Origin of the sequence: Streptacidiphilus sp. P02-A3a, assembly GCF_014084105.1 — a bacterium.
In the GTDB taxonomy this organism is placed as follows: Bacteria; Actinomycetota; Actinomycetes; order Streptomycetales; family Streptomycetaceae; genus Streptacidiphilus.
Genome location: NZ_CP048289.1, coordinates 3,403,354 through 3,421,048, shown reverse-complemented (window position 1 = coordinate 3,421,048; position 17,695 = coordinate 3,403,354). Strand labels below are relative to the sequence as shown.

Sequence of the window (17,695 nt, the reverse complement as noted above, 5' to 3'; positions counted from 1 at the left end):
CCTTATCGGGAGCCCTGGTTGATCGAGACCGTGGGACTGCGCAAATCCTTCCAGTCCCGGAACCGCCGCGAGACCACCACCGTTGACGCCGTACGCGGCATCGACCTGTCCGTCCCCGCTGGGGAGATCTTCGGTTTCCTCGGCCCGAACGGCGCCGGGAAGACCACCACCCTGCGCATGCTGGCCACGCTGATCCGCCCGGACGGCGGCGAGGCCCGGATCGCCGGGGCCGACCTGCGCACCGACCCCGCCGGGGTCCGCCGCCGGATCGGCTACGTCGCCCAGGGCGGCGGCACCACCGACGGCGTCAGCGGACGCGAGGAACTCGTGCACCAGGCGCGGCTGTTCGGCATCAGCAAGGCCGACGCCCAACGCCATGCCGAGGCCGCGCTGACCGCCTTCGACCTGTCCGAGTACGCCGACCGCCACTGCGCCACCTACTCCGGCGGCCAACGCCGCCGGGTGGACATCGCCCTGGGCGTGATCCACAGCCCCAAGGTGCTGTTCCTGGACGAGCCCACGGTGGGGCTCGACCCGCCCAGCCGTACCCGGGTGTGGGAGGAGGTGCGCCGCCTCCGCGCCGAGGGCATGACCGTCTTCGTCACCACCCACTACCTGGACGAGGCGGACGCGCTGTGCGACCGCATCGGCATCATCGACCACGGCGAGATCGTCGCCGAGGGCACCCCGGACGGCCTCAAGCAGGAGATCGCCGGTGACGTGCTGCTGGTCGGCCTGGAGGCCGACAGCACCGGCAACAGCGCGGACATCGGCGAGCAGGCCGCCAAGGTGCTGCGTGACGCGCCGTACCTGCACCGGCTGGAGCAGCAGGAGGACGGCAGCCTGCGGCTGTACGTGGAGAGCGGCCCGACCGCCATCCCGCAGGTGCTGCGCACGCTGGAGGGCTGCGGTGCGGTGCCGACCACCGTGCAGCTGCAACGGCCCAGCCTGGACGACGTCTTCCTGGCCCGTACCGGCCGTTCGCTCCAGCAGTCCTGACCCCGGTGCGGGGCCGTCGAACCGGCCCCGCACCGCGCAACTCCGCTGGACGCGCCCTACTTTGACGTGTCGTCATCAAGCGTGTCCGGAACTCCGACACTCCGACACTCCGACCGAACCGAGTCGAGGCACCGATGAAGCTCGCCCGCGACACCTGGCTGGTCTTCCAGCGACAGCTGCTGCTGATGGCCCGTACCCCGGTGTGGATCGCCGTCGGGGTCATCCAGCCCATCTTCTACCTGCTGCTCTTCGCACCGCTGCTGAAGTCGGCGCTGGCCCCGATGGGCGCGAAGACCTACGCCGAGACGTACCAGATCTACGTACCGGGCCTGTTGGCCGTGCTGGTGATCTTCGGCGGACTGTTCACCGGTTTCAGCCTGCTCGGCGAGTTGCGGGCGGGGATCATCGAGCGGGCCCGGGTGACCCCGGTGAGCCGGCTGGCGCTGCTGCTCGGCCGGGCACTGCGCGAGGTGGTGGCGCTGCTGCTACAGGCCGTGATCATCACCCTGCTGGCGCTGCCGTTCGGGCTGCGGGTCAATCCGCTGAACCTGCTGCTGGCCTACCTGCTGATGGCCCTGCTAGCGCTGATGACCTCGTCCGTCTCCTACGGCATCGCCCTGCTGGTGCCCAACGACGCGGCGCTGGCACCGGTGGTGAACACCGTGGCGCAGCCGATCGCGCTGCTCTCCGGGGTGCTGCTGCCACTGGCGCTGGCCCCGACCTGGCTGCGCTCGATCGCCCGCTGGAACCCCTTCTACTGGGCCGTACAGGGCATGCGGGCGCTGTTCTCCGGCAACGGCGGCGCGCCCGCCGTGTGGGAGAGCCTGGCCATCGTGGTGGTGCTGACCGTGGTCGCGGTCGGCTGGTCGGCCCGGCTGTTCGCGGACCGGGTGCGCTGAGCGCCCCGCACCGACCGCGGGTACCGCACCAAGGAGAGCCGGGGCCAGTCGGCCCCGGCTCTCCGCGTGTGCTGTCGGCCCCCGAGTGGGGCGCCGGTCAGCGGTCGGCCTCGACGTAGACCGTCTCGTCGGTGCGGAACGGCGTGTCGAGGTCGGCCACGTCGGCGCGGACGCCGGTGCGGTAGGCGCAGTGGCGGACGTCCTCGGCGGCGAACCCGGCGCGGACCAGGACGTGCCGCAGCTCGTCCAGGTCGTAGATCCACTGGTGGCCGTAGTAGCGGAAGATCTGGTTGACCAGGAAGGCCTTGCGCTGCGGCATCGGCGGCCCGAAGCCGAGCATGCTCAGCCGCCGCCGGTGGCGGGCCAGGAAGCCGTCGTCGGCCGCGTAGCCGTGCAGGTAGCGGGCCAGGTCGGGGGTGGTCAGCCGGAGCACGCCACCGGGCCGCAGCACCCGGCGGGCCTCGGTCAGCCAGCCGACGGCGACGGGCATGGTGACGTGCTCGATGAGGTGTTCGGCGTAGACCCAGTCGACGCTGGCGTCCGCGAACGGCAGCGGCCGGCCGATGTCGAGCTGGGTGAAGCTGCGCTCGCCGTCCACCCGGTAGAGGGTGCCCGGCTCGCTGCTGAGCTCGGGGCTGCGCAGGGGGGTCAGGTCGGTGCCCAGCCCTTCCGGGTGCGCGGTCCTGAAGGCCGCGAACTCAATGCCGGTGAGGCCGAGTTCCTGGAAGTCCTGGCGACTGTGCGGCAGCGCCCCGACGGGTTCGAGTTTCTCGCAGACGGCTACTTGCGCGCTGAAGTCGTCGAGTTGTCCGGCGAGCCGATCAGGGTCGTCCCAGTCCCATCCCGGAAATGAAGCCGACTGCTTTGACATATACATGTCCTTTTCTGGATGTCCGTTGAACGTTCACAATCACTCACACCCGCGGCCGACCGCGCCGCGATCGAAATCACGCAATCGGGGACGCCCCAACAACGCCATGGCATCGTCCAATTCGGCCCGCAACAGGGCCAGCACGTGGTCCACCCCGGCCTCCCCGGCGCGGGCCAGACCCCAGAGCACCGGGCGGCCGATCAGCACCGCCCGCGCGCCCAGCGCCAGCGCCACGGCGATGTCGGTCCCCTGCCGGAAACCGCCGTCCACCAGCACCGGAACCTCCGCCGGGACGGCGTCGACCACCTCCGGCAGCACCGCCAGGGTCGGCGGCGCGCCGTCGAGCTGGCGCCCGCCGTGGTTGGACACCACCACCGCCGCCGCTCCGTGGTCGACCGCCCGCCTGGCGTCCTCGGCGGTGAGGATGCCCTTGAGCACCAGCGGCAGGCTGCTGCGTTCCCGCAGCCAGGACAGATCCGCCCAGGTCAGCGCGGGATCGAACTGCTCGCGCGCGTGCACCTCGATGCCGGAGGCACCCTCGGTCCGGCGGTGGCTGGCGGCCATCAGCGACGGGTCCAGGTTGACCGCGCGCACCCCCTCGGGGACGGTGAAGCCGTTCCGGGCGTCCCGCAGCCGCCGACCCACCCGGGGCGCGTCGACGGTCAGCACCAGCGCCCGGTACCCGGCCGCCTCGGCCCGCTCGACCAGCGCCGCCAGCGCCTCGCGCCGCCGCAGCCAGTACAGCTGAAGCCAGAGCGGACCAGTGGCCGCCGCGGCGATCTGCTCCAGCGTCCGACTCGCGAAGATGCCCGCCACCAGCGGCAATCCCGCCCGCCCGGCGGCCCGGGCGGTGGCCAGCTCCCCCTCGGGATGGGCCAGCTGATGGTACGCCATGGGTGCGATGCCGAGCGGCGCGGACCACCGGTCGCCCAGCAGTTCGAGCGAGGGATCGCAGTCGGAGACGTCGACCAGCACCCGCGGGCGCAGCGTGTACCCGTCGAACTGGGCGAGGTTGGCCGCCAGCGTGCGCTCGGCCCCGCTCCCGCCCTGGATGAAGTCCCAGGATTCCGGCGGAAGCCGGATCCGGGCTTCGCGTTCCACCTCGGCCAGGGAGAGCGGACCCACGGACACACTCCTTCGCGGACGGCCGCGCTCGGGCCAGTCCTGGTTTGGCAGCGTAGAAGGTATCGACCACATTGGTATAGACCTTGATTTGACGATTCGTCTGTGCCAGGGTCTGCATGCGGAATTGACCGCATTCAATTCGAACCGACGGCCATGATTTCCTCCCTGATGCGTGGAGTGGCGTTGACCGGTTTCCCCTCTGCCCCGCCTGCGGACGTACCGCAGAACTGGGTCGAGCTCTTCCTGCTGGCAGGCCAGGAGCAGGAGGCGTGCGTCCAGTTCGGGGCCATGACTCATCGCGGCACCCTGCGTGCCCTGGTGTCCGAGCAGCGCGCCCGGCTCGCCGCCGCCGGCCTGGCCCCCGGCGGCACGCTGGCGCTGCGACTCCCGCCCTCGTTGGCCTATGTGGTCAACCTGTTGGCGGGCTGGCAGCAGGGCGCGCAGGTGATGCTGCTCGACTACCGCCTCACCGAGCACGAGGTCCGGGCGGCGCTGCTGCGCCTGGAACCACAGGTACTGGTCCGGGCGGACCGCTACCCGTCGGGCGGGCTTCGCGGCTTCGCCGAGGTGGAGCCGGTGGTCGAGCCGCAGCCCGGCGGACGCCCGGCCCGGACCGGGCACGCCGTGGTGCAGCTCAGCTCCGGCTCGACCGGCCCGTCCAAGGTGATCGCCCGCACCGCGGCCGACCTGCTGCGCGAACTCGACTGCTACCGCAGGCTTCCGGACTTCCCCGGGCCCGGCGAGCGGGTGGTGCTGCTCGCCTCCATGGTGCATGTGCTGGGACTCGTCGGCGGGCTGCTCAACAGCCTGCACGCGCGGGTTCCGTTGACCGTGCCGGAGCGGATGACCGCGGCCGGGATCCTGGCGGCCGTGGCCGCCGCTCCGGAGCCGACCACGGTGATCGGTGTGCCGTTCCACGCGGAACTGCTGGCCGGGGTCCAGTCCCCGCCACCGCTGACGCAGTTGCGGCGGATGGTGGTGGCCGGCGAGCTGGTCCACCCGGAGGTGCCCGGGGCCTTCACCCGGCGCTACCGGGTGCCGCTGGGCACCATGTACGGGATGACCGAGGTCGGGGTCATCGCCACCGATCTGACCGGCCGTCACCATCCCTCGGTGGAGCCGGTGCACGGGATGCGACTGCGCGAGGCGGACGGCGAACTGCACATCCGGACCGCCGGTTCGCCCTACCTCGGCCTCACCGACCCGACCCGCTGGTCCGACGGCTGGCTGCACACCAGGGACGCCGGACGGCTGGACCCGGCCAACGGGCGGGCCACCGTGCTCGGCCGCCGCGACTCGCAGGTGTCGATCGGCGGGCTCAAGGTGGACCTCACCGAGGTCGAGCAGACCCTGGCCGCGCTGCCGGTGGTCCGCGAGGCCGTGGTGGTCTTCACCGAGGGCACCATCGAGGCGTTCCTGGCCACCGAGCCGGGCGCCGGCCCCGAGGCCGTGCACGACCTGGTCGCCGGGCAGCTGGCGGGCTACAAGCGGCCGCGCTCGTTGTCCTTCCTGCCCGCGCTGCCACGCACCGCCACCGGCAAGCTGCTCCGCGATCCGGCCGGACTCCGCGCCGCCGCGGCCGCGGCCGTCCACTGACGCAACGTCAACCCTCAGCAACCACAGCCACAAGGAGTCCCCCATGCAGGACCGGATCCGCGAGTTCGTGCTCGCGGCACTCACCGAGATGCACTACGACGTCTCCGAGGTCACCGGCGACACCGACCTCGGTCCGGCCGGACTCGACCTCGAATCGCTGGCCCTGGCCGACCTGTCGATCCAGGTCGAGGACGAGTACGGGGTGAAGTTCGACCCCGACGAGATGGAGAGCACCGCGCTGATGACCCTGGACGAGTTCACCGCCGACGTGGCCGCCCGGATCGCCGCCGCCCCCGCCGGCAGCACCGCGTGAGCGGGCTGCCGCTCCCCGACCGGGCCGCGGTGGTGGCCATGCTCGCCCGCTACGGCGACCGTCCGTCCGAGGCCGTCCCGGAGAGTCTGGGGTCGCTGGAACTCACGTGGTTGATAGCGGAGTTCGAGCAGTCCTACCAGATCGAGCTGGACCTGGACGACGACCGGCTGGACGCGGTGCGGACCGTGGACGACGCCACCGGCCTGCTGCGTGCGGCAGTCGAGGCGGCCCGGACCGCGGGGGCCGCGCGGACATGACCGGCACCACCGTCCCCGCCGCCCGGCCCGTGGTCACCGGACTCGGTGTCCTCTCCGCCTGCGGCCACGGCCCCGGACCGCTGGCCGAGGCCACCGCGCGCGGCAGGGCCGTGTTCGACACGGTCACCCGGTTCGACGTGACCGGACGCCGGGTGCGACGCGCGGCCCTGCTGCCGGACGCCCCGCCGCTGGCCGAGGCGGTGCTCGCCGCCGTCGGCGACGCCTGCCGCCAGGCCGCGCTGCCCGGGGCCGACGACGACGGCGCCACCCCGCTGCTGCTGGCCCTGCACAGCGACCTCGACACCACCGGGGTCGCCGCGCGGATCGCCGAGGGCGCGCGGCGGCAGTGGGGGATCCCCGCCGTCACCCGCGTGTACACCGGCGCCTGCGTCGCGGCCGGGACGGCCGTCGCCGACGCCGCCGCCCTGATCGCCTCGGGCCGCCGCGAGCGGGTCCTGGTGGCGGCCGGCCACCTGGTCGGGGCCGGGGTGTACGCGGCCTTCGACGCCGGGCGGGCACTCGCCCGCGACGGCGAGGTCAGGCCGTTCAGCGCCGGGCGCACCGGCACCCTGCTCGGCGACGCCGCCGTCGCGGTGGTGCTGGAGTCGCGGGCCGGGGCCGAACGGCGCGGCGCGCCGGTGCTGGCCGAGGTCAGCGGCTGGGGCCGGGCCGGGGACGCATACCACGTCTGCCGCCCGGTCCCGGACGGGACCGGACTGGCCCGGGCGATCAGCTCCGCGTTGCGGCGCGGCGGGATCACCCCGGACCAGGTCGGCTACGTCAACGCCAACGCCACCGGATCGCCACTCGCGGACCAGGCCGAGGCCAACGCCCTGCGCCGGGTGTTCGGCGACCACACCGACCGGCTCCCGGTGAGCTCCACCAAGGGCGTCCACGGCCACGCGCTGGAGGCGTCCGCCCTGCTCGAACTCGCCGTCACCATCGCGGCGTTGCACTCCGGAAAGCTACCCGTCAACGCCGGTTGGACCGACCGGGACGAGGACTGCCGCCTCGACCTGGTACTGGACCGGCCGCGCCCGATCCGCCCCCGCTACGCCCTCACCGTCAACTCCGCCTTCGGCGGCGCCAACACCGCTCTGCTGGTGGCGGCCTGATGCCACCGCCACCGCTGCGGGTGCTCGCCCGCGCCCACTGGCCCGAGTCGGCCGACGACGGACTGCCGCCGCTCGCCGGATTCACCGCCTCGACCTTCAACCCCCTGGTCGCCGAGACAGCCGAACGCTGCCTGCGCGCCCACTACGGGCCCGCACCCGGGCCCGGTCCCAGCCGGACCGCACTGCTGCTCACCAGCGGCAGCGGCGACCGGGCCACGGCGGCGGCGATCGACGCCGCCGCCGCCTCCCCGCAGCGGGTACCACCGCTGTTGTTCTTCCAGTCCAACCCGAACGCGATCCTCGGCCACCTCGCCGCCCGCTGGCGGCTCACCGGCCCGGTGCTGGCCACCAGTCCGCCCCGCCCGGCCGTTCCGGGCGAGGTCCCGGCCGACGCGCTGGAGCTGGCGGAGCTGCTGCTGGCCGACGGCGACGCCGACCAGGTGCTGCTGATCGCCGCCGAACAGGCGGACCGCACAGCGGACGGCTCGGCGCAGACCGACCACGCCGTCGCCCTGCTGCTGACCCGGGCCTGAGCCATCGCACCGCCCCCGCACGTCCACTCATCTCACCGGCATGGCCAGCGCCATGGGAGGGATCCACCAACGTGAGCATCCGCAGCATCCGAGCGCTACTGGCGGACGATCCCCAGGTCGGCGCCGGAAACGTACTGACCAGCAGAATCGCCCTGGGCCTCGGCCTGGACGACCCGCTGCTGACCTTCGACACCGCCGTGGACGGCCACCCCGCCTGGCAGCCGTTCACCCTGCGCGAGCTGGACCGCGCGGTCCGGGCCCGGGCGGCGGCGCTGCACGCCCTCGGCGTGTCCCGGCGCGACCCGGTCGCGGTCTACACCTCGGACGTGTCCGACAACGTCCTGGCGTTCCTCGCCCTGGCCCGGCTGGGGGCGATCCCGGCGCTGGTCAACCCGAACCTGGAGGGGGAGCGGGCGGCCCGCTACATCCAGCGGCTGAACGCCACCGGGGTACTCGCCGACGCCGCCCACCGGTCCGCGCTGACCGGCCACGACACCGGTACGCCGCTGCTGCCGGAGATCACCGGCCTGGGCTCCGCCGACCCGGACGCGGCACCCGCCGCCTACCCGCACTCGGCCGAGGACCCGATCGCGATCACCCACTCCTCCGGCACCACCGGCATGCCCAAGGCCGTGGTCCACTCGCACCAGAGCCTGTACGCGGCGATCCGGCACCGACTCGCCCTCCCCCGCGCCCAGGGCACCGAGCGGATGCTCAGCGCCCTGCCCGCGCCGCACGCGGCCACCCTGATCGCGGTCAACCTCGCGCTCAGCTCGCACGCCGAACTCGCCCTGCTGTCCACCCAGTCGGGGGCGGCCCTGCTGGACGCGGCCGAGCACTGGCAGCCCGGCGGGGTACTCGGATTCGCCTCCACCTGGGCCGAACTGGCGCACCATGACCTGACGAAGCGTCAACTCGACTCCGTGGCAATCTGGTGGAACACCGGCGACTGCGCGCACGAGGCGCACATCCGGCGGCTGGTGGCGGTCGGCTCCCGGGCCACCGTCCGCCGCGGCGTCCGCGACCGGGTGCCCGGTTCGGTGTTCGTGGACGGCCTCGGCTCGACCGAGATGGGCCACTCGCACTTCTTCATCAGCCACAGCCCGGAGACCGACCGCTACGGCCGCTGCGTGGGACGCCCGCACACCTTCGTCGACTGCGCGGTGCTCGATCCGGACGGCGCCGCGCTCGGCCCCGGCCAGGTCGGCGAGCTCGGCACCCGCTCCCCCACGCTGGCCCTCGGCTACTGGAACGACTCGGCCACCACCTACCGCACCCGGGTCCGCGGCTACTTCCTCACCGGCGACCTGATGTACCGGGACGAGGAGGGCTACTACTACCACGTCGACCGGGCGGTCGACTCGGTGGACCTCGGCGGCGGCCAGCGGCTGTTCACCGCCATGTCCGAGGAGCGGGTGCTGGCCGCCTGCCCGGACGTGGTGGACTGCACCGTGGTCGCGGTGCGCGACGGCGACCGGGTGGTGACCGACGTGCTGCTGCGGCTGCGCGCCGACGCGGACCCGGAGGCCGACCGCACCAAGGAGGTCACCGCCGCGCTGGAACCGGCCACCGCCGCCACCGTCCGGAAGGTACTGGTGGTGGACGAGGCGACGATCCCGCTCGGCCCCACCGGCAAGGTCCGCAAGGTGCTGCTGCGGCAGCGCCACCTCGACGCGATGGCCGCCCGGTGACCGCCGCCGCGCCGTCCCCCGCGGCCCGCCGCCCGGCCCGGGAGTCCGCCGTGGTGACCGGCGTCGGCCTGGTCACCCCGGTCGGCCGGAAGCCGGAGGAGGTCTTCGACGCGTTGCTCGGCGGGCGGAGCGGGATCACCGCGGTACCGCTGGGCCACCCGGCCCACGGCTGGCTGCCGGCCGCCGGGATCTCCCCCGCCATCGACGGTCGGGAGGTGCTGCCGCCCACCGAGACCCGCTGCGTGGACCGGTTCGTGCTGCTCGCCCTGGCCGCGGCCGACGACGCCCTGGCCGACGCGGGCCTGGTGGTCGGTCGGGACGTCGACCCGCGCCGGATCGCGGTGGTCCTCGCCACCGGCGGCGGCGGTCTGGAGACCTTCGAGCAGCAGTCGCACCGGCGGCTGGAGCGCGGACGCCCCGGCGTCAGCCCGTACCTGCTGCCCGGCATGCTGTCCAACATGGCGACCGCCCGGATCGCGATCAAGTACGGCATCCGGGGCTACAGTTCGGCGATCGTGACCGCCTGTGCGGCCGGGGCGCAGGCGGTGGCCGAGGCGCTGCGGCTGATCCGGGCGGGCGACGCGGACGTCGTGGTCTGCGGCGGCAGCGAGGCCTCGCTGCATCCCACGATCGCCGCCGCGTTCACCAACGCCCGAGCGCTGTCCTATGGTTGGGACAACCCGGAACAGGCCAGCCGGCCCTTCGACCGCCGCCGCAACGGCTTCGTGCTGGGCGAGGGCAGTGCCGTCCTGGTGGTCGAGCGGGCCGCACACGCGGACGCGCGCGGCGCGGCCGGTTACGCCGACCTCACCGGCTGGGGCGCCTCCACCGACGCGCACCACCCGACCATGCCGCGCCCGGACGGCGAGGGCGCGGCGGACTCCATGCGCGCGGCGCTGGACGACGCCGGGCTCGCCCCCGCCGACGTGGGCTACGTCAACGCGCACGGCACCGGCACCAAGATCGGCGACATCGCCGAGACCGCCGCGCTGCGCTCGGTCTTCGGCGACGACCAGCCCGCCGTCAGCTCCACCAAGGGCGCCACCGGGCACCTGCTCGGCGCGTCCGGCGCGGTCGAGGCCGTGGTCACCGCGCTGGCCGTGGCCCGCGGCGTGCTCCCGCCGACGCTCAACCTGGACGACCCCGATCCGGCCTGCGAGCTGGACCATGTCCGCGACCGCGCCCGGGCCGCGCCGATCCGGGCCGCCCTGTCCAACTCCTTCGCCTTCGGCGGCCACAACCTCAGCCTGATCTTCGGGCCGCCCACCACCCGTGCCATCAGACACCAGTCCGGGGAGTTCCGTTGACCATCCAGGGCATCGCCCATATCGAGTACCACTGCGCGGACGCCGACCAGGCCGCCGCCGACCTGGTCGCCGGTTTCGGCTTCGGCCGCGACCCGGAGCAGCCCGCCGCGACCGGGGGCGTCCACACCGTGCACCTGAGCCAGGGCTCGATCCGGCTGCGGCTCAGCTCCGCCGAGGCGGCCGACCACCCGGTGGCCCGCTTCGTCCAGCGGCACGGCGACGGCGTGGCGGTGCTCGCGCTCGGCTGCGCGGACCCGCAGTCCGCCGTGGACCGCGCCGTGCGGCACGGCGCCCGGGAGACCGAACCCGGCCTGGTCGCCGGTTTCGGCGACGTGGCGCTGCGCTTCGTGGCCGACCCGGGACCCGCCCGGGCGGACGCGCCGACGGGGCTGTTGCAGGCGGTGGACCATGCCGCGATCTGCGTCCCGGCCGGGGAGCTCGCACCCGCGGTGCGCTTCTGCGAGGCGGCTCTCGGCTTCCACCGGATCTTCGGCGAGTACATCGAGGTCGGCGCCCAGGGCATGGACTCCAGCGTGGTCCAGAGCGCCTCCGGCCAGGTCACCTTCACCCTGCTGGAGCCCGACACCGCGCGCCAGCCCGGCCAGATCGACACCTTCCTGGACTCGCACGAGGGCACCGGCGTCCAGCACCTGGCCTTCCGCACCCCCGACATCGCCACCGCCGTGCGGACCTTCCGCGCCCAGGGGGTGGAGTTCCTGAGCACGCCCGGCGCCTACTACGAGCTGCTGGCGCAGCGGCTGGGCCGGACCGCGATCCCGGTGGACACCCTGCGCGAACTCGACGTCCTGGTCGACCAGGACCACGGCGGCCAGCTGTTCCAGATCTTCACCCGCTCGGTGCACGCCCGGCGGACCTTCTTCCTGGAACTGATCGAGCGTCAGGGGGCGGGCACCTTCGGCACCGCCAACATCAAGGCCCTGTACGAGGCGGTCGAGCGGCAGAACGCCATCGCCGCCCGCTGACCCTCCAGCCACCCACGCCGAACCAGGCCCGACCCAGGAGGGACCGGCGACGATGCCCACCCTGACCGAATTCCCACTGACCGACGCCGAACGGGAGGCGCTGCCCACCGACGAGGAGGTGGCGGCCTACGCCGAGCACGGCTGGTACCTCTCCCGGCGGCTGTTCACCGACGAGGAGCTGGACACCCTCCAGGCCGCCACCGAGCAGTACTACCGCGGTCGGCAGGACCGCGAACTGCCGCTGCGCCCACCGAACCTGGCCCACTGGGAGCCCGCCCACGGCGAGGTCCAGCGGCACAACGACTACGTCCACTACGAGAGCGACGCGATCGCCGCGATCCTGCGCAAGCCGCTGATCGGCGCGGTGGCCGCGCGGCTGGCCGAGGCGGACCGGATCCGGGTGTTCCAGGCCACCCTGATCTACAAGCCGCCGGTCGCCGAGGAGCCCAGCAACCAGGTGCCCTGGCACTTCGACCGGCACTACTGGCAGACCTGTAGCTCGGAGCGGATGCTCACCGCCTTCATCCCCTTCCACGACTGCGGCGAGGAGATGGGCACCATCACCATGGTCGACGGCAGCCACCGCTGGCGCGAACTCGACGCCGGTGAGGACTCCAGCCGCCACTTCGCCCATCGCGACCGCGGCGAGCTGGAGCAACTGCTCTCCGAAAACGCCCGGTTCAACGGGCAGGAGGTCCGGAAGATCCCGATGGTGATCCCGCGCGGACACGTCAGCTTCCACCACTGCCGGACCTACCACGGCAGCGGCGCCAACCTCTCCGGCGCGCCGCGCCGCGCGGTCTCGCTGCACCTGCAGGACGGCGACAACCACTACCGGCGCTACCAGCGCGCGGACGGCAGCGACGTGGTCTACAACCACGACGTGCTGGTCCGGCGCACCCCGCAGGGCCAACCCGACTACGCGGACCCGGAGTTCTGCCCGACCATCTGGACCGGCCAAGGGTGACGGACCATCGGACGCCGGACCTGAGCACCCTCCTGGGGCGCTACCGGATGCTGCGACTCATCCGGGGCTTCGAGGAGTTGGCGCTGACCCTGGTGAAGTCGGGGGCGATCGTCGGCGGCACCCACCCGTACATCGGCCAGGAGGCGGTCGCTGTCGGGGTGTGCGCGGCGCTGCGCCCGCAGGACCGGATCACCAGTACCCACCGGGGCCACGGGCACGTCCTGGCCAAGGGCGCCGAACCGCGCCGTCTGCTCGCCGAACTCACCGGCCGCGTAGGCGGGTTGAACCAGGGCCGGGGCGGCTCCATGCACGCCGCCGACCTCTCCCTGGGCATCCTGGGCGCCAACGGCATCGTCGGCGCGGGTGCGCCGATCGCGGTCGGCGCGGCCTGGGCCGCCCGGCAGGCCGCCGAGGACCGGGTGGTGGTCACCTTCTTCGGCGACGGCGCGCTCAACCAGGGCGTACTGCTGGAGTCGCTGAACCTGGCCGCGATGTGGCGGCTGCCGGTGCTGTTCGTCTGCGAGGACAACGGCTACGCGACCACGCTCCCGGCCGAGGTGGCGGTGGCGGGCAGCGCCCTGGGCCGGGCCGCCGCCTTCGGCATCCCGGCGGCCGAGGTGGACGGGATGGACACCGAGGCGGTACTGGCCGCCGCCGGCGCGGCCGTGGACCGGGCCCGCGCCGGACAGGGGCCCGGGTTCCTGCGCTGCCGCACCTACCGGTACCAGGGCCACCACACCATGGAGCGCCGGATGAAGGTCAACTACCGTTCCGCCGAGGAGGTCGACGCCTGGCGGGCCCGCGATCCGCTGCCGCGCGCGGCGGCGCTGCTGGACCGCGCCGAACGCGCCGACTGCGACCGCGAGTTGGCCGAACTGCTGGCCGAGGCCGAGCAGTTCGCGCTCGCCTCGGAGCACCCCGATCCGGCCGGGGCCTGCGACCACCTGTACGCCAGCGGGCTGCGCCCGAGAGCGGGGGCGGTGGCATGAGCATGCTCTCCTACACCAAGGCGCTGAACCGGGCGCTGACCGACGCCCTGGCCGCCGACCCCTCGGTGTGCGTCTTCGGCGAGGACATCGGCGCCGGTCTGGCCGGTCCCACGCTGGGGCTGCAACGGCGCTTCGGCGCCGACCGGGTGGTGGACACCCCGCTCTCCGAGCAGGCGTTCACCGGGATGGCGGTCGGCGCGGCGCTGGCCGGACGGCGGCCGGTGATCGAGTTCCAGATCCCCTCGCTGCTGTTCCTGGTCTTCGAGCAACTGGTGAACCAGGCACACAAGTTCTCATTGATGACGGGTGGTCAGGGCAGCGTCCCGCTGGTCTGCCTGGTGCCCGGCTCCGGCTCCCGGGACGGCTGGGCCGGACAGCACTCGGACCACCCGTACAGCCTGTTCGCGCACGCCGGGGTGAAGACCCTGGTTCCGGCCACCCCCACCGACGCGTACGGGCTGCTGGCCGCCGCGATCCGCGATCCGGACCCGGTGGTGGTGTTCGCCCCGGCCGCCGCGCTCGGCGTCCGCGAGGACGTCACCTGGGAGCTCGCGCCGATCCCGATCGGCTCGGCCCGGGTGCACCGCGCCGGGACCGACGTGACCGTGGTCGCCGTCGGCCATCTGGTCCACGACGCCCTCGCCGTGGCCGAGGAACTCGCCGAGGAGATCTCGGTCGAGGTGTTCGACCCACGGACGCTCCACCCCTTCGACTGGACCGCGCTGGCCGCCTCGCTGGAGCGCACCGGCCGCCTGGTGGTGGTGGACGACTCCAACCGCAGCTGCGGGATCGGAGCCGAGGTGGTCGCCACCGCCGCCGAGGAGATGCGGCTGCTCGCGCCACCGCGCCGGATCACCCGCCCGGACGGCGCGGTACTGCCGTTCGCCCCGGCCCTGGACCGTAGCCTGCAACCGAGCCGCGACCAGCTCCGACACGCCATCCGCACCGTCGTGAAGTGAACCAACCAACCCGAGACCGACTATGAAAGGCCGTCAGATGAGCGACCGGTACCACTGGGACCGCACCCACCCCGGACTGTCCAGCCTGCGCGAGGCCATCGAGCCGCTGCGCCGCGAGGTGGTGGAGCACCCGGTCTACGCCGAGTTGAACAGCCACGAGCGGGTCCGCGCGTTCCTGGAGCGCCACGTCTTCGCGGTCTGGGACTTCATGTCCCTGCTGAAGAGCCTCCAGCGCGAACTCACCTGCGTGGACGTGCCGTGGGTGCCGCAGGGTCCGACCGCCAGCCGCCGGCTGATCAACGACATCGTGCTGGTGGAGGAGAGCGACGAACTCGGCGAGGGCTACACCAGCCACTTCGAGCTGTACGTCGAGGGCATGCGGCAGGCCGGGGCCGACCCGAAGCCGGTCGGCGACTTCCTGGAGCTGCTGCGCGCGGGCACCGCGGTGCCGGAGGCGCTGAAGGTGGCCGAGGTCCCGCAGGCCGCCGTCGCGTTCACCGCGACCACCTGGGAGATCATCGAGAACGCGCCGGTGCACTGCCGGGCCGCCGCCTTCGCCTTCGGCCGCGAGGACCTGATCCCGGAGATGTTCGAGCAGGTCATCCGGATCGACGACGCCGACGGCGCGCTCACGGTCTTCAAGGACTACCTGGCCCGGCACATCGAGGTGGACGGCGAGCAGCACACGCCGATGGCCATGCAGATGCTGATCGACCTGTGCGGCGACGACCAGGCCAAGTGGCAGGCCTGCGCCGACACCGTGCGCACCGCGCTGGCCGCCCGGGTCGCCCTGTGGACCGCGATCAGCGAGTCCTTCGCCGAACTGCCGGTCCGAACCGCCGTCTGAGCTGACGTACCGTCACCTGCCGGTGCCCGGCGGAGGGATCCGCCGAGCACCGGGTCGGGCGACGGCTACCGGAAGGACTCCAGGTAGGCCGCGTCCGGCGAACCGACGCCGGTCGCGTCGTCGTAGCCCTTGGTCGCGGCCAGACCGAAGTCACGGCCGAAGGCGACCAGGCGCACCTTCAGGCTGCCGCTGATCACGCCGAAGTCGGCGACCGAGTTCAGCGGCTGCTGCCCCTTGCCCAGGGTGTTGTTGACCACGTCGTGGAAGTCGGCGCTGTTGGCCCGCTCGTAGATCGACGGGTTGGCGAAGCCGATCGCCCGGCCGTGCCTGGCCTGGATCGCGTCCGCCTGGATCCCGGAGAACTCCGGCGCGGCGACGCTGGTGCCGCCGTAGCCGCCCTCGCTGTACGGGCTGCCGTCGGACATGCCGACCAGGACCGAGGTGTACAGGTCGCCGTTCATGGCGACGTCGGGGGTGACCCGCTGCGCGGTCTTGCTGGCCGCGCCGGTCATCAGCGTGTGCGCCAGCTTGCCGGGCACGACCGGGCCCTGGTACCACGGCTCGGCGAAGTCCTGGCTGGTACCGCCGCCGCCACCGAAGTAGAAGGTGCCGGGGAACGGCGTCCAGCTCTTGCCGTCGGCGCTGAGCGCGGAGCGCAGCGTGCCCATGTCGGTCTCGAAGCCGTAGCCGCCGCTGGCGTCCTTGATGCCGAGGGCGGTGCCGCCGACGTCGGTGACCCACGGGTCCGCCGACGGGAAGCCGGTCTGCGCCTCGGTGCTGGTGCTGTCGCAGTTGGCGCCGGTGGCCGCGGCCGCCGGGGACTCGTTGCCGCAGTCACCGGCGGCGAAGTCGAAGCCGATGCCCTCGGCCGCTCCCTGCTCGAAGATCTGCTCGTAGGCGGCGACCGTGGCCGGGGCCTCGTCACCGGCCGTGGTGTGCATCAGCCCGGACCAGGAGCTGGAGACCACGTCGGCCAGGTGCTTATCGACGATGGTGCTGAGCGCGGCCATCAGGTCCTGGTCGGAGCAGGAGTTGGCGCCGACGTAGACCACGTCGGCGTCCGGGGCCAGCCCGTGCACCATCTCCACGTCCAGCGACTCCTCGCCCGCCCAGCCCGCGGGGCCGCCGCCGCAGCCGTCGTTGGCACCGGTCTGGGTCCACAGCTTCGGGGTGACCACCTCGCTGTACTGGCCCTTGCGGAAGGCCTTGTCACCGTGGTTCACCGCGAACTTGTTCGCGTCGGCCAGCATGGTCGAGGAGCCGTAGGCGTCCACGATGGCCACCGTCGCGCCCTTGCCGGTCAGCCCGGAGGCGGTCACCCCGTAGGCCTTGCGCAGCTGCGCCGGGGTGTAGGAGCACTGGTCGAAGCTGGTCTTCGCGGTGTAGCCCTTGGGCGCGCCGCTGACCTGCTTCTGGCCCCAGTAGTTGGAGCAGGTGGCGACCGTGGGCAGGCCCGGCTTGGGCTTCCCGGCGGTCTCGGGGACGGCGCCGAGCGCGCTGTTGCCGACCGGCGTGGCCTGGGCCCGCATGGTCGGCGCGGTGTCGCTGAGCCCGGTGACGCCGAGGATGGCCGAGGCCACCGCCGCCGGGACCACGGCGTTGCTGTCGGGCGCCTTGAGCAGCTTGCCCCGCACCGCGTACTCGTGCAGCCGGGTGCCGAAGGCGCGGTCGACGGCGGCGGCGGAGCCGTGCACGTCGAGGTAGTGCGGGTCGCTGCCGACGACGGTCAGGCCCGCGTGCCCGGCCCAGGCGCGGACGTCCGCGATCTGCTTCGCGGTGGCCCCGAAGAGCTGCCGCACCCGCGCGGGCTTGAGGAACTGGCCGTACGCGCCGCTGCCGGGCGAGGACACGGCCTTGGCGTACGCGGCCAGCCCGGCCGGGTCGCGACCGGCGAGGTAGACGCGCGCGGTGATCTGGTCGTTCGCGGGTGTCGCGCCCTTGTCGGCGGAGGGTGCGGCCCAATCCGGGTGGGTACCGGCGAGGGCCCGCACGGCCGGGGCGGGGGCCGCGGCCTGCGAGGGAGAGGCGAGGGCCACGGTCCCGGCGGCCATGGCCAGGGAGGCGGAGACGGCGACCGCTATTCGGCGGCGGCGACCGGACAGGATGTCGGAAATGACGACTCCAGAAGTGAGTTCACAGAGGGGAGGCAGGGCGCTCTTTCGGCCGGTAGGGGCGGCTCGAAATAGCCCTGGGGTGATGTGTACACGGCTCGGGAATAGCGGCGCAAGGGTTTCCTGAGAATTT

At 73.2% G+C, this 17,695-nt stretch carries 17 protein-coding genes; 14 read left to right on the top strand and 3 right to left on the bottom strand.

Annotated features, from left to right (window positions below):
* The first annotated feature begins 18 nt into the window (after nucleotides 1–18).
* Nucleotides 19–999 (top strand): ATP-binding cassette domain-containing protein, encoded by a 981-nt coding sequence (locus tag GXP74_RS15545; RefSeq protein ID WP_182452070.1) that lies wholly within the window; start codon nucleotides 19–21, stop codon nucleotides 997–999.
* A 134-nt stretch (nucleotides 1,000–1,133) separates the two neighbouring features.
* Complete coding sequence (locus tag GXP74_RS15540) at nucleotides 1,134–1,898, top strand: ABC transporter permease (protein WP_182452069.1); 765 nt, start codon at nucleotides 1,134–1,136, stop codon at nucleotides 1,896–1,898.
* Between the two features lie 97 nt (nucleotides 1,899–1,995).
* Here the strand turns inward: GXP74_RS15540 and GXP74_RS15535 are convergent, their stop codons facing one another.
* Nucleotides 1,996–2,769, bottom strand: a complete 774-nt coding sequence (locus GXP74_RS15535) for a methyltransferase domain-containing protein (RefSeq protein WP_182452068.1) — start codon at nucleotides 2,767–2,769, stop codon at nucleotides 1,996–1,998.
* Between the two features lie 39 nt (nucleotides 2,770–2,808).
* Nucleotides 2,809–3,894, bottom strand: a complete 1,086-nt coding sequence (locus tag GXP74_RS15530; protein ID WP_182452067.1) for an alpha-hydroxy acid oxidase — start codon at nucleotides 3,892–3,894, stop codon at nucleotides 2,809–2,811.
* Between the two features lie 177 nt (nucleotides 3,895–4,071).
* Here GXP74_RS15530 and GXP74_RS15525 point away from each other — a divergent pair, with 177 nt between their 5' ends.
* The 12 genes from GXP74_RS15525 to GXP74_RS15470 all read left to right on the top strand — a co-directional run bounded on the left by GXP74_RS15525 (nucleotide 4,072) and on the right by GXP74_RS15470 (nucleotide 15,451).
* A complete protein-coding gene (locus GXP74_RS15525) occupies nucleotides 4,072–5,490 on the top strand; it encodes a class I adenylate-forming enzyme family protein (RefSeq protein ID WP_225447963.1) in 1,419 nt (472 codons plus the stop codon).
* 43 nt (nucleotides 5,491–5,533) lie between these two features.
* Nucleotides 5,534–5,803, top strand: a complete 270-nt coding sequence (locus tag GXP74_RS15520) for a phosphopantetheine-binding protein (RefSeq protein ID WP_182452065.1) — start codon at nucleotides 5,534–5,536, stop codon at nucleotides 5,801–5,803.
* A complete protein-coding gene (locus tag GXP74_RS15515; RefSeq protein WP_182452064.1) occupies nucleotides 5,800–6,060 on the top strand; it encodes an acyl carrier protein in 261 nt (86 codons plus the stop codon). The genes GXP74_RS15520 and GXP74_RS15515 overlap by 4 nt, the downstream gene beginning before the upstream one ends.
* A complete protein-coding gene (locus tag GXP74_RS15510) occupies nucleotides 6,057–7,175 on the top strand; it encodes a beta-ketoacyl synthase (RefSeq protein WP_182452063.1) in 1,119 nt (372 codons plus the stop codon). The genes GXP74_RS15515 and GXP74_RS15510 overlap by 4 nt, the downstream gene beginning before the upstream one ends.
* Nucleotides 7,175–7,708, top strand: a complete 534-nt coding sequence (locus GXP74_RS15505; RefSeq protein ID WP_182452062.1) for a hypothetical protein — start codon at nucleotides 7,175–7,177, stop codon at nucleotides 7,706–7,708. The genes GXP74_RS15510 and GXP74_RS15505 overlap by 1 nt, the downstream gene beginning before the upstream one ends.
* Nucleotides 7,709–7,779: 71 nt before the next feature.
* Nucleotides 7,780–9,399 carry a class I adenylate-forming enzyme family protein gene (locus GXP74_RS15500; protein WP_182452061.1) on the top strand — a complete coding sequence of 540 codons (1,620 nt, stop codon included), beginning with the start codon at nucleotides 7,780–7,782 and terminating at the stop codon, nucleotides 9,397–9,399.
* Nucleotides 9,396–10,706: a beta-ketoacyl synthase gene (locus GXP74_RS15495; RefSeq protein WP_182452060.1), complete on the top strand. Its 1,311-nt coding sequence runs from the start codon at nucleotides 9,396–9,398 to the stop codon at nucleotides 10,704–10,706. The genes GXP74_RS15500 and GXP74_RS15495 overlap by 4 nt, the downstream gene beginning before the upstream one ends.
* Nucleotides 10,703–11,689, top strand: coding sequence for a 4-hydroxyphenylpyruvate dioxygenase (hppD, locus tag GXP74_RS15490; RefSeq protein ID WP_182452059.1), 987 nt, complete (start codon nucleotides 10,703–10,705; stop codon nucleotides 11,687–11,689). Before GXP74_RS15495 ends, hppD begins: the two co-directional genes overlap by 4 nt.
* A 52-nt stretch (nucleotides 11,690–11,741) precedes the next feature.
* Nucleotides 11,742–12,656 (top strand): phytanoyl-CoA dioxygenase family protein, encoded by a 915-nt coding sequence (locus tag GXP74_RS15485; protein WP_182452058.1) that lies wholly within the window; start codon nucleotides 11,742–11,744, stop codon nucleotides 12,654–12,656.
* Nucleotides 12,653–13,645 carry a thiamine pyrophosphate-dependent dehydrogenase E1 component subunit alpha gene (locus GXP74_RS15480; protein WP_225447962.1) on the top strand — a complete coding sequence of 331 codons (993 nt, stop codon included), beginning with the start codon at nucleotides 12,653–12,655 and terminating at the stop codon, nucleotides 13,643–13,645. The genes GXP74_RS15485 and GXP74_RS15480 overlap by 4 nt, the downstream gene beginning before the upstream one ends.
* Entirely contained in the window at nucleotides 13,642–14,604 is a 963-nt protein-coding gene (locus GXP74_RS15475) for an alpha-ketoacid dehydrogenase subunit beta (protein WP_182452057.1), read from the top strand. The genes GXP74_RS15480 and GXP74_RS15475 overlap by 4 nt, the downstream gene beginning before the upstream one ends.
* Nucleotides 14,605–14,641: 37 nt before the next feature.
* A complete protein-coding gene (locus GXP74_RS15470) occupies nucleotides 14,642–15,451 on the top strand; it encodes a DUF3050 domain-containing protein (protein ID WP_182452056.1) in 810 nt (269 codons plus the stop codon).
* A gap of 65 nt (nucleotides 15,452–15,516) precedes the next feature.
* Here GXP74_RS15470 and GXP74_RS15465 read toward each other — a convergent pair whose 3' ends face one another.
* Nucleotides 15,517–17,502, bottom strand: a complete 1,986-nt coding sequence (locus GXP74_RS15465) for a protease pro-enzyme activation domain-containing protein (protein ID WP_182452055.1) — start codon at nucleotides 17,500–17,502, stop codon at nucleotides 15,517–15,519.
* Nucleotides 17,503–17,695: the final 193 nt, after the last annotated feature.

Bases quoted from the DNA above. Each gene is read 5' to 3' on its own strand.
- GXP74_RS15540 (WP_182452069.1), top strand. From the start codon at position 1,134: ATGAAGCTCGCCCGCGACACCTGGCTGGTCTTCCAGCGACAGCTGCTG.
- GXP74_RS15535 (WP_182452068.1), bottom strand. From the start codon at position 2,769: ATGTCAAAGCAGTCGGCTTCATTTCCGGGATGGGACTGGGACGACCCT.
- GXP74_RS15520 (WP_182452065.1), top strand. From the start codon at position 5,534: ATGCAGGACCGGATCCGCGAGTTCGTGCTCGCGGCACTCACCGAGATG.
- GXP74_RS15510 (WP_182452063.1), top strand. From the start codon at position 6,057: ATGACCGGCACCACCGTCCCCGCCGCCCGGCCCGTGGTCACCGGACTC.
- GXP74_RS15505 (WP_182452062.1), top strand. From the start codon at position 7,175: ATGCCACCGCCACCGCTGCGGGTGCTCGCCCGCGCCCACTGGCCCGAG.
- GXP74_RS15485 (WP_182452058.1), top strand. From the start codon at position 11,742: ATGCCCACCCTGACCGAATTCCCACTGACCGACGCCGAACGGGAGGCG.
- GXP74_RS15475 (WP_182452057.1), top strand. From the start codon at position 13,642: ATGAGCATGCTCTCCTACACCAAGGCGCTGAACCGGGCGCTGACCGAC.
- GXP74_RS15470 (WP_182452056.1), top strand. From the start codon at position 14,642: ATGAGCGACCGGTACCACTGGGACCGCACCCACCCCGGACTGTCCAGC.
- GXP74_RS15465 (WP_182452055.1), bottom strand. From the start codon at position 17,502: ATGGCCGCCGGGACCGTGGCCCTCGCCTCTCCCTCGCAGGCCGCGGCC.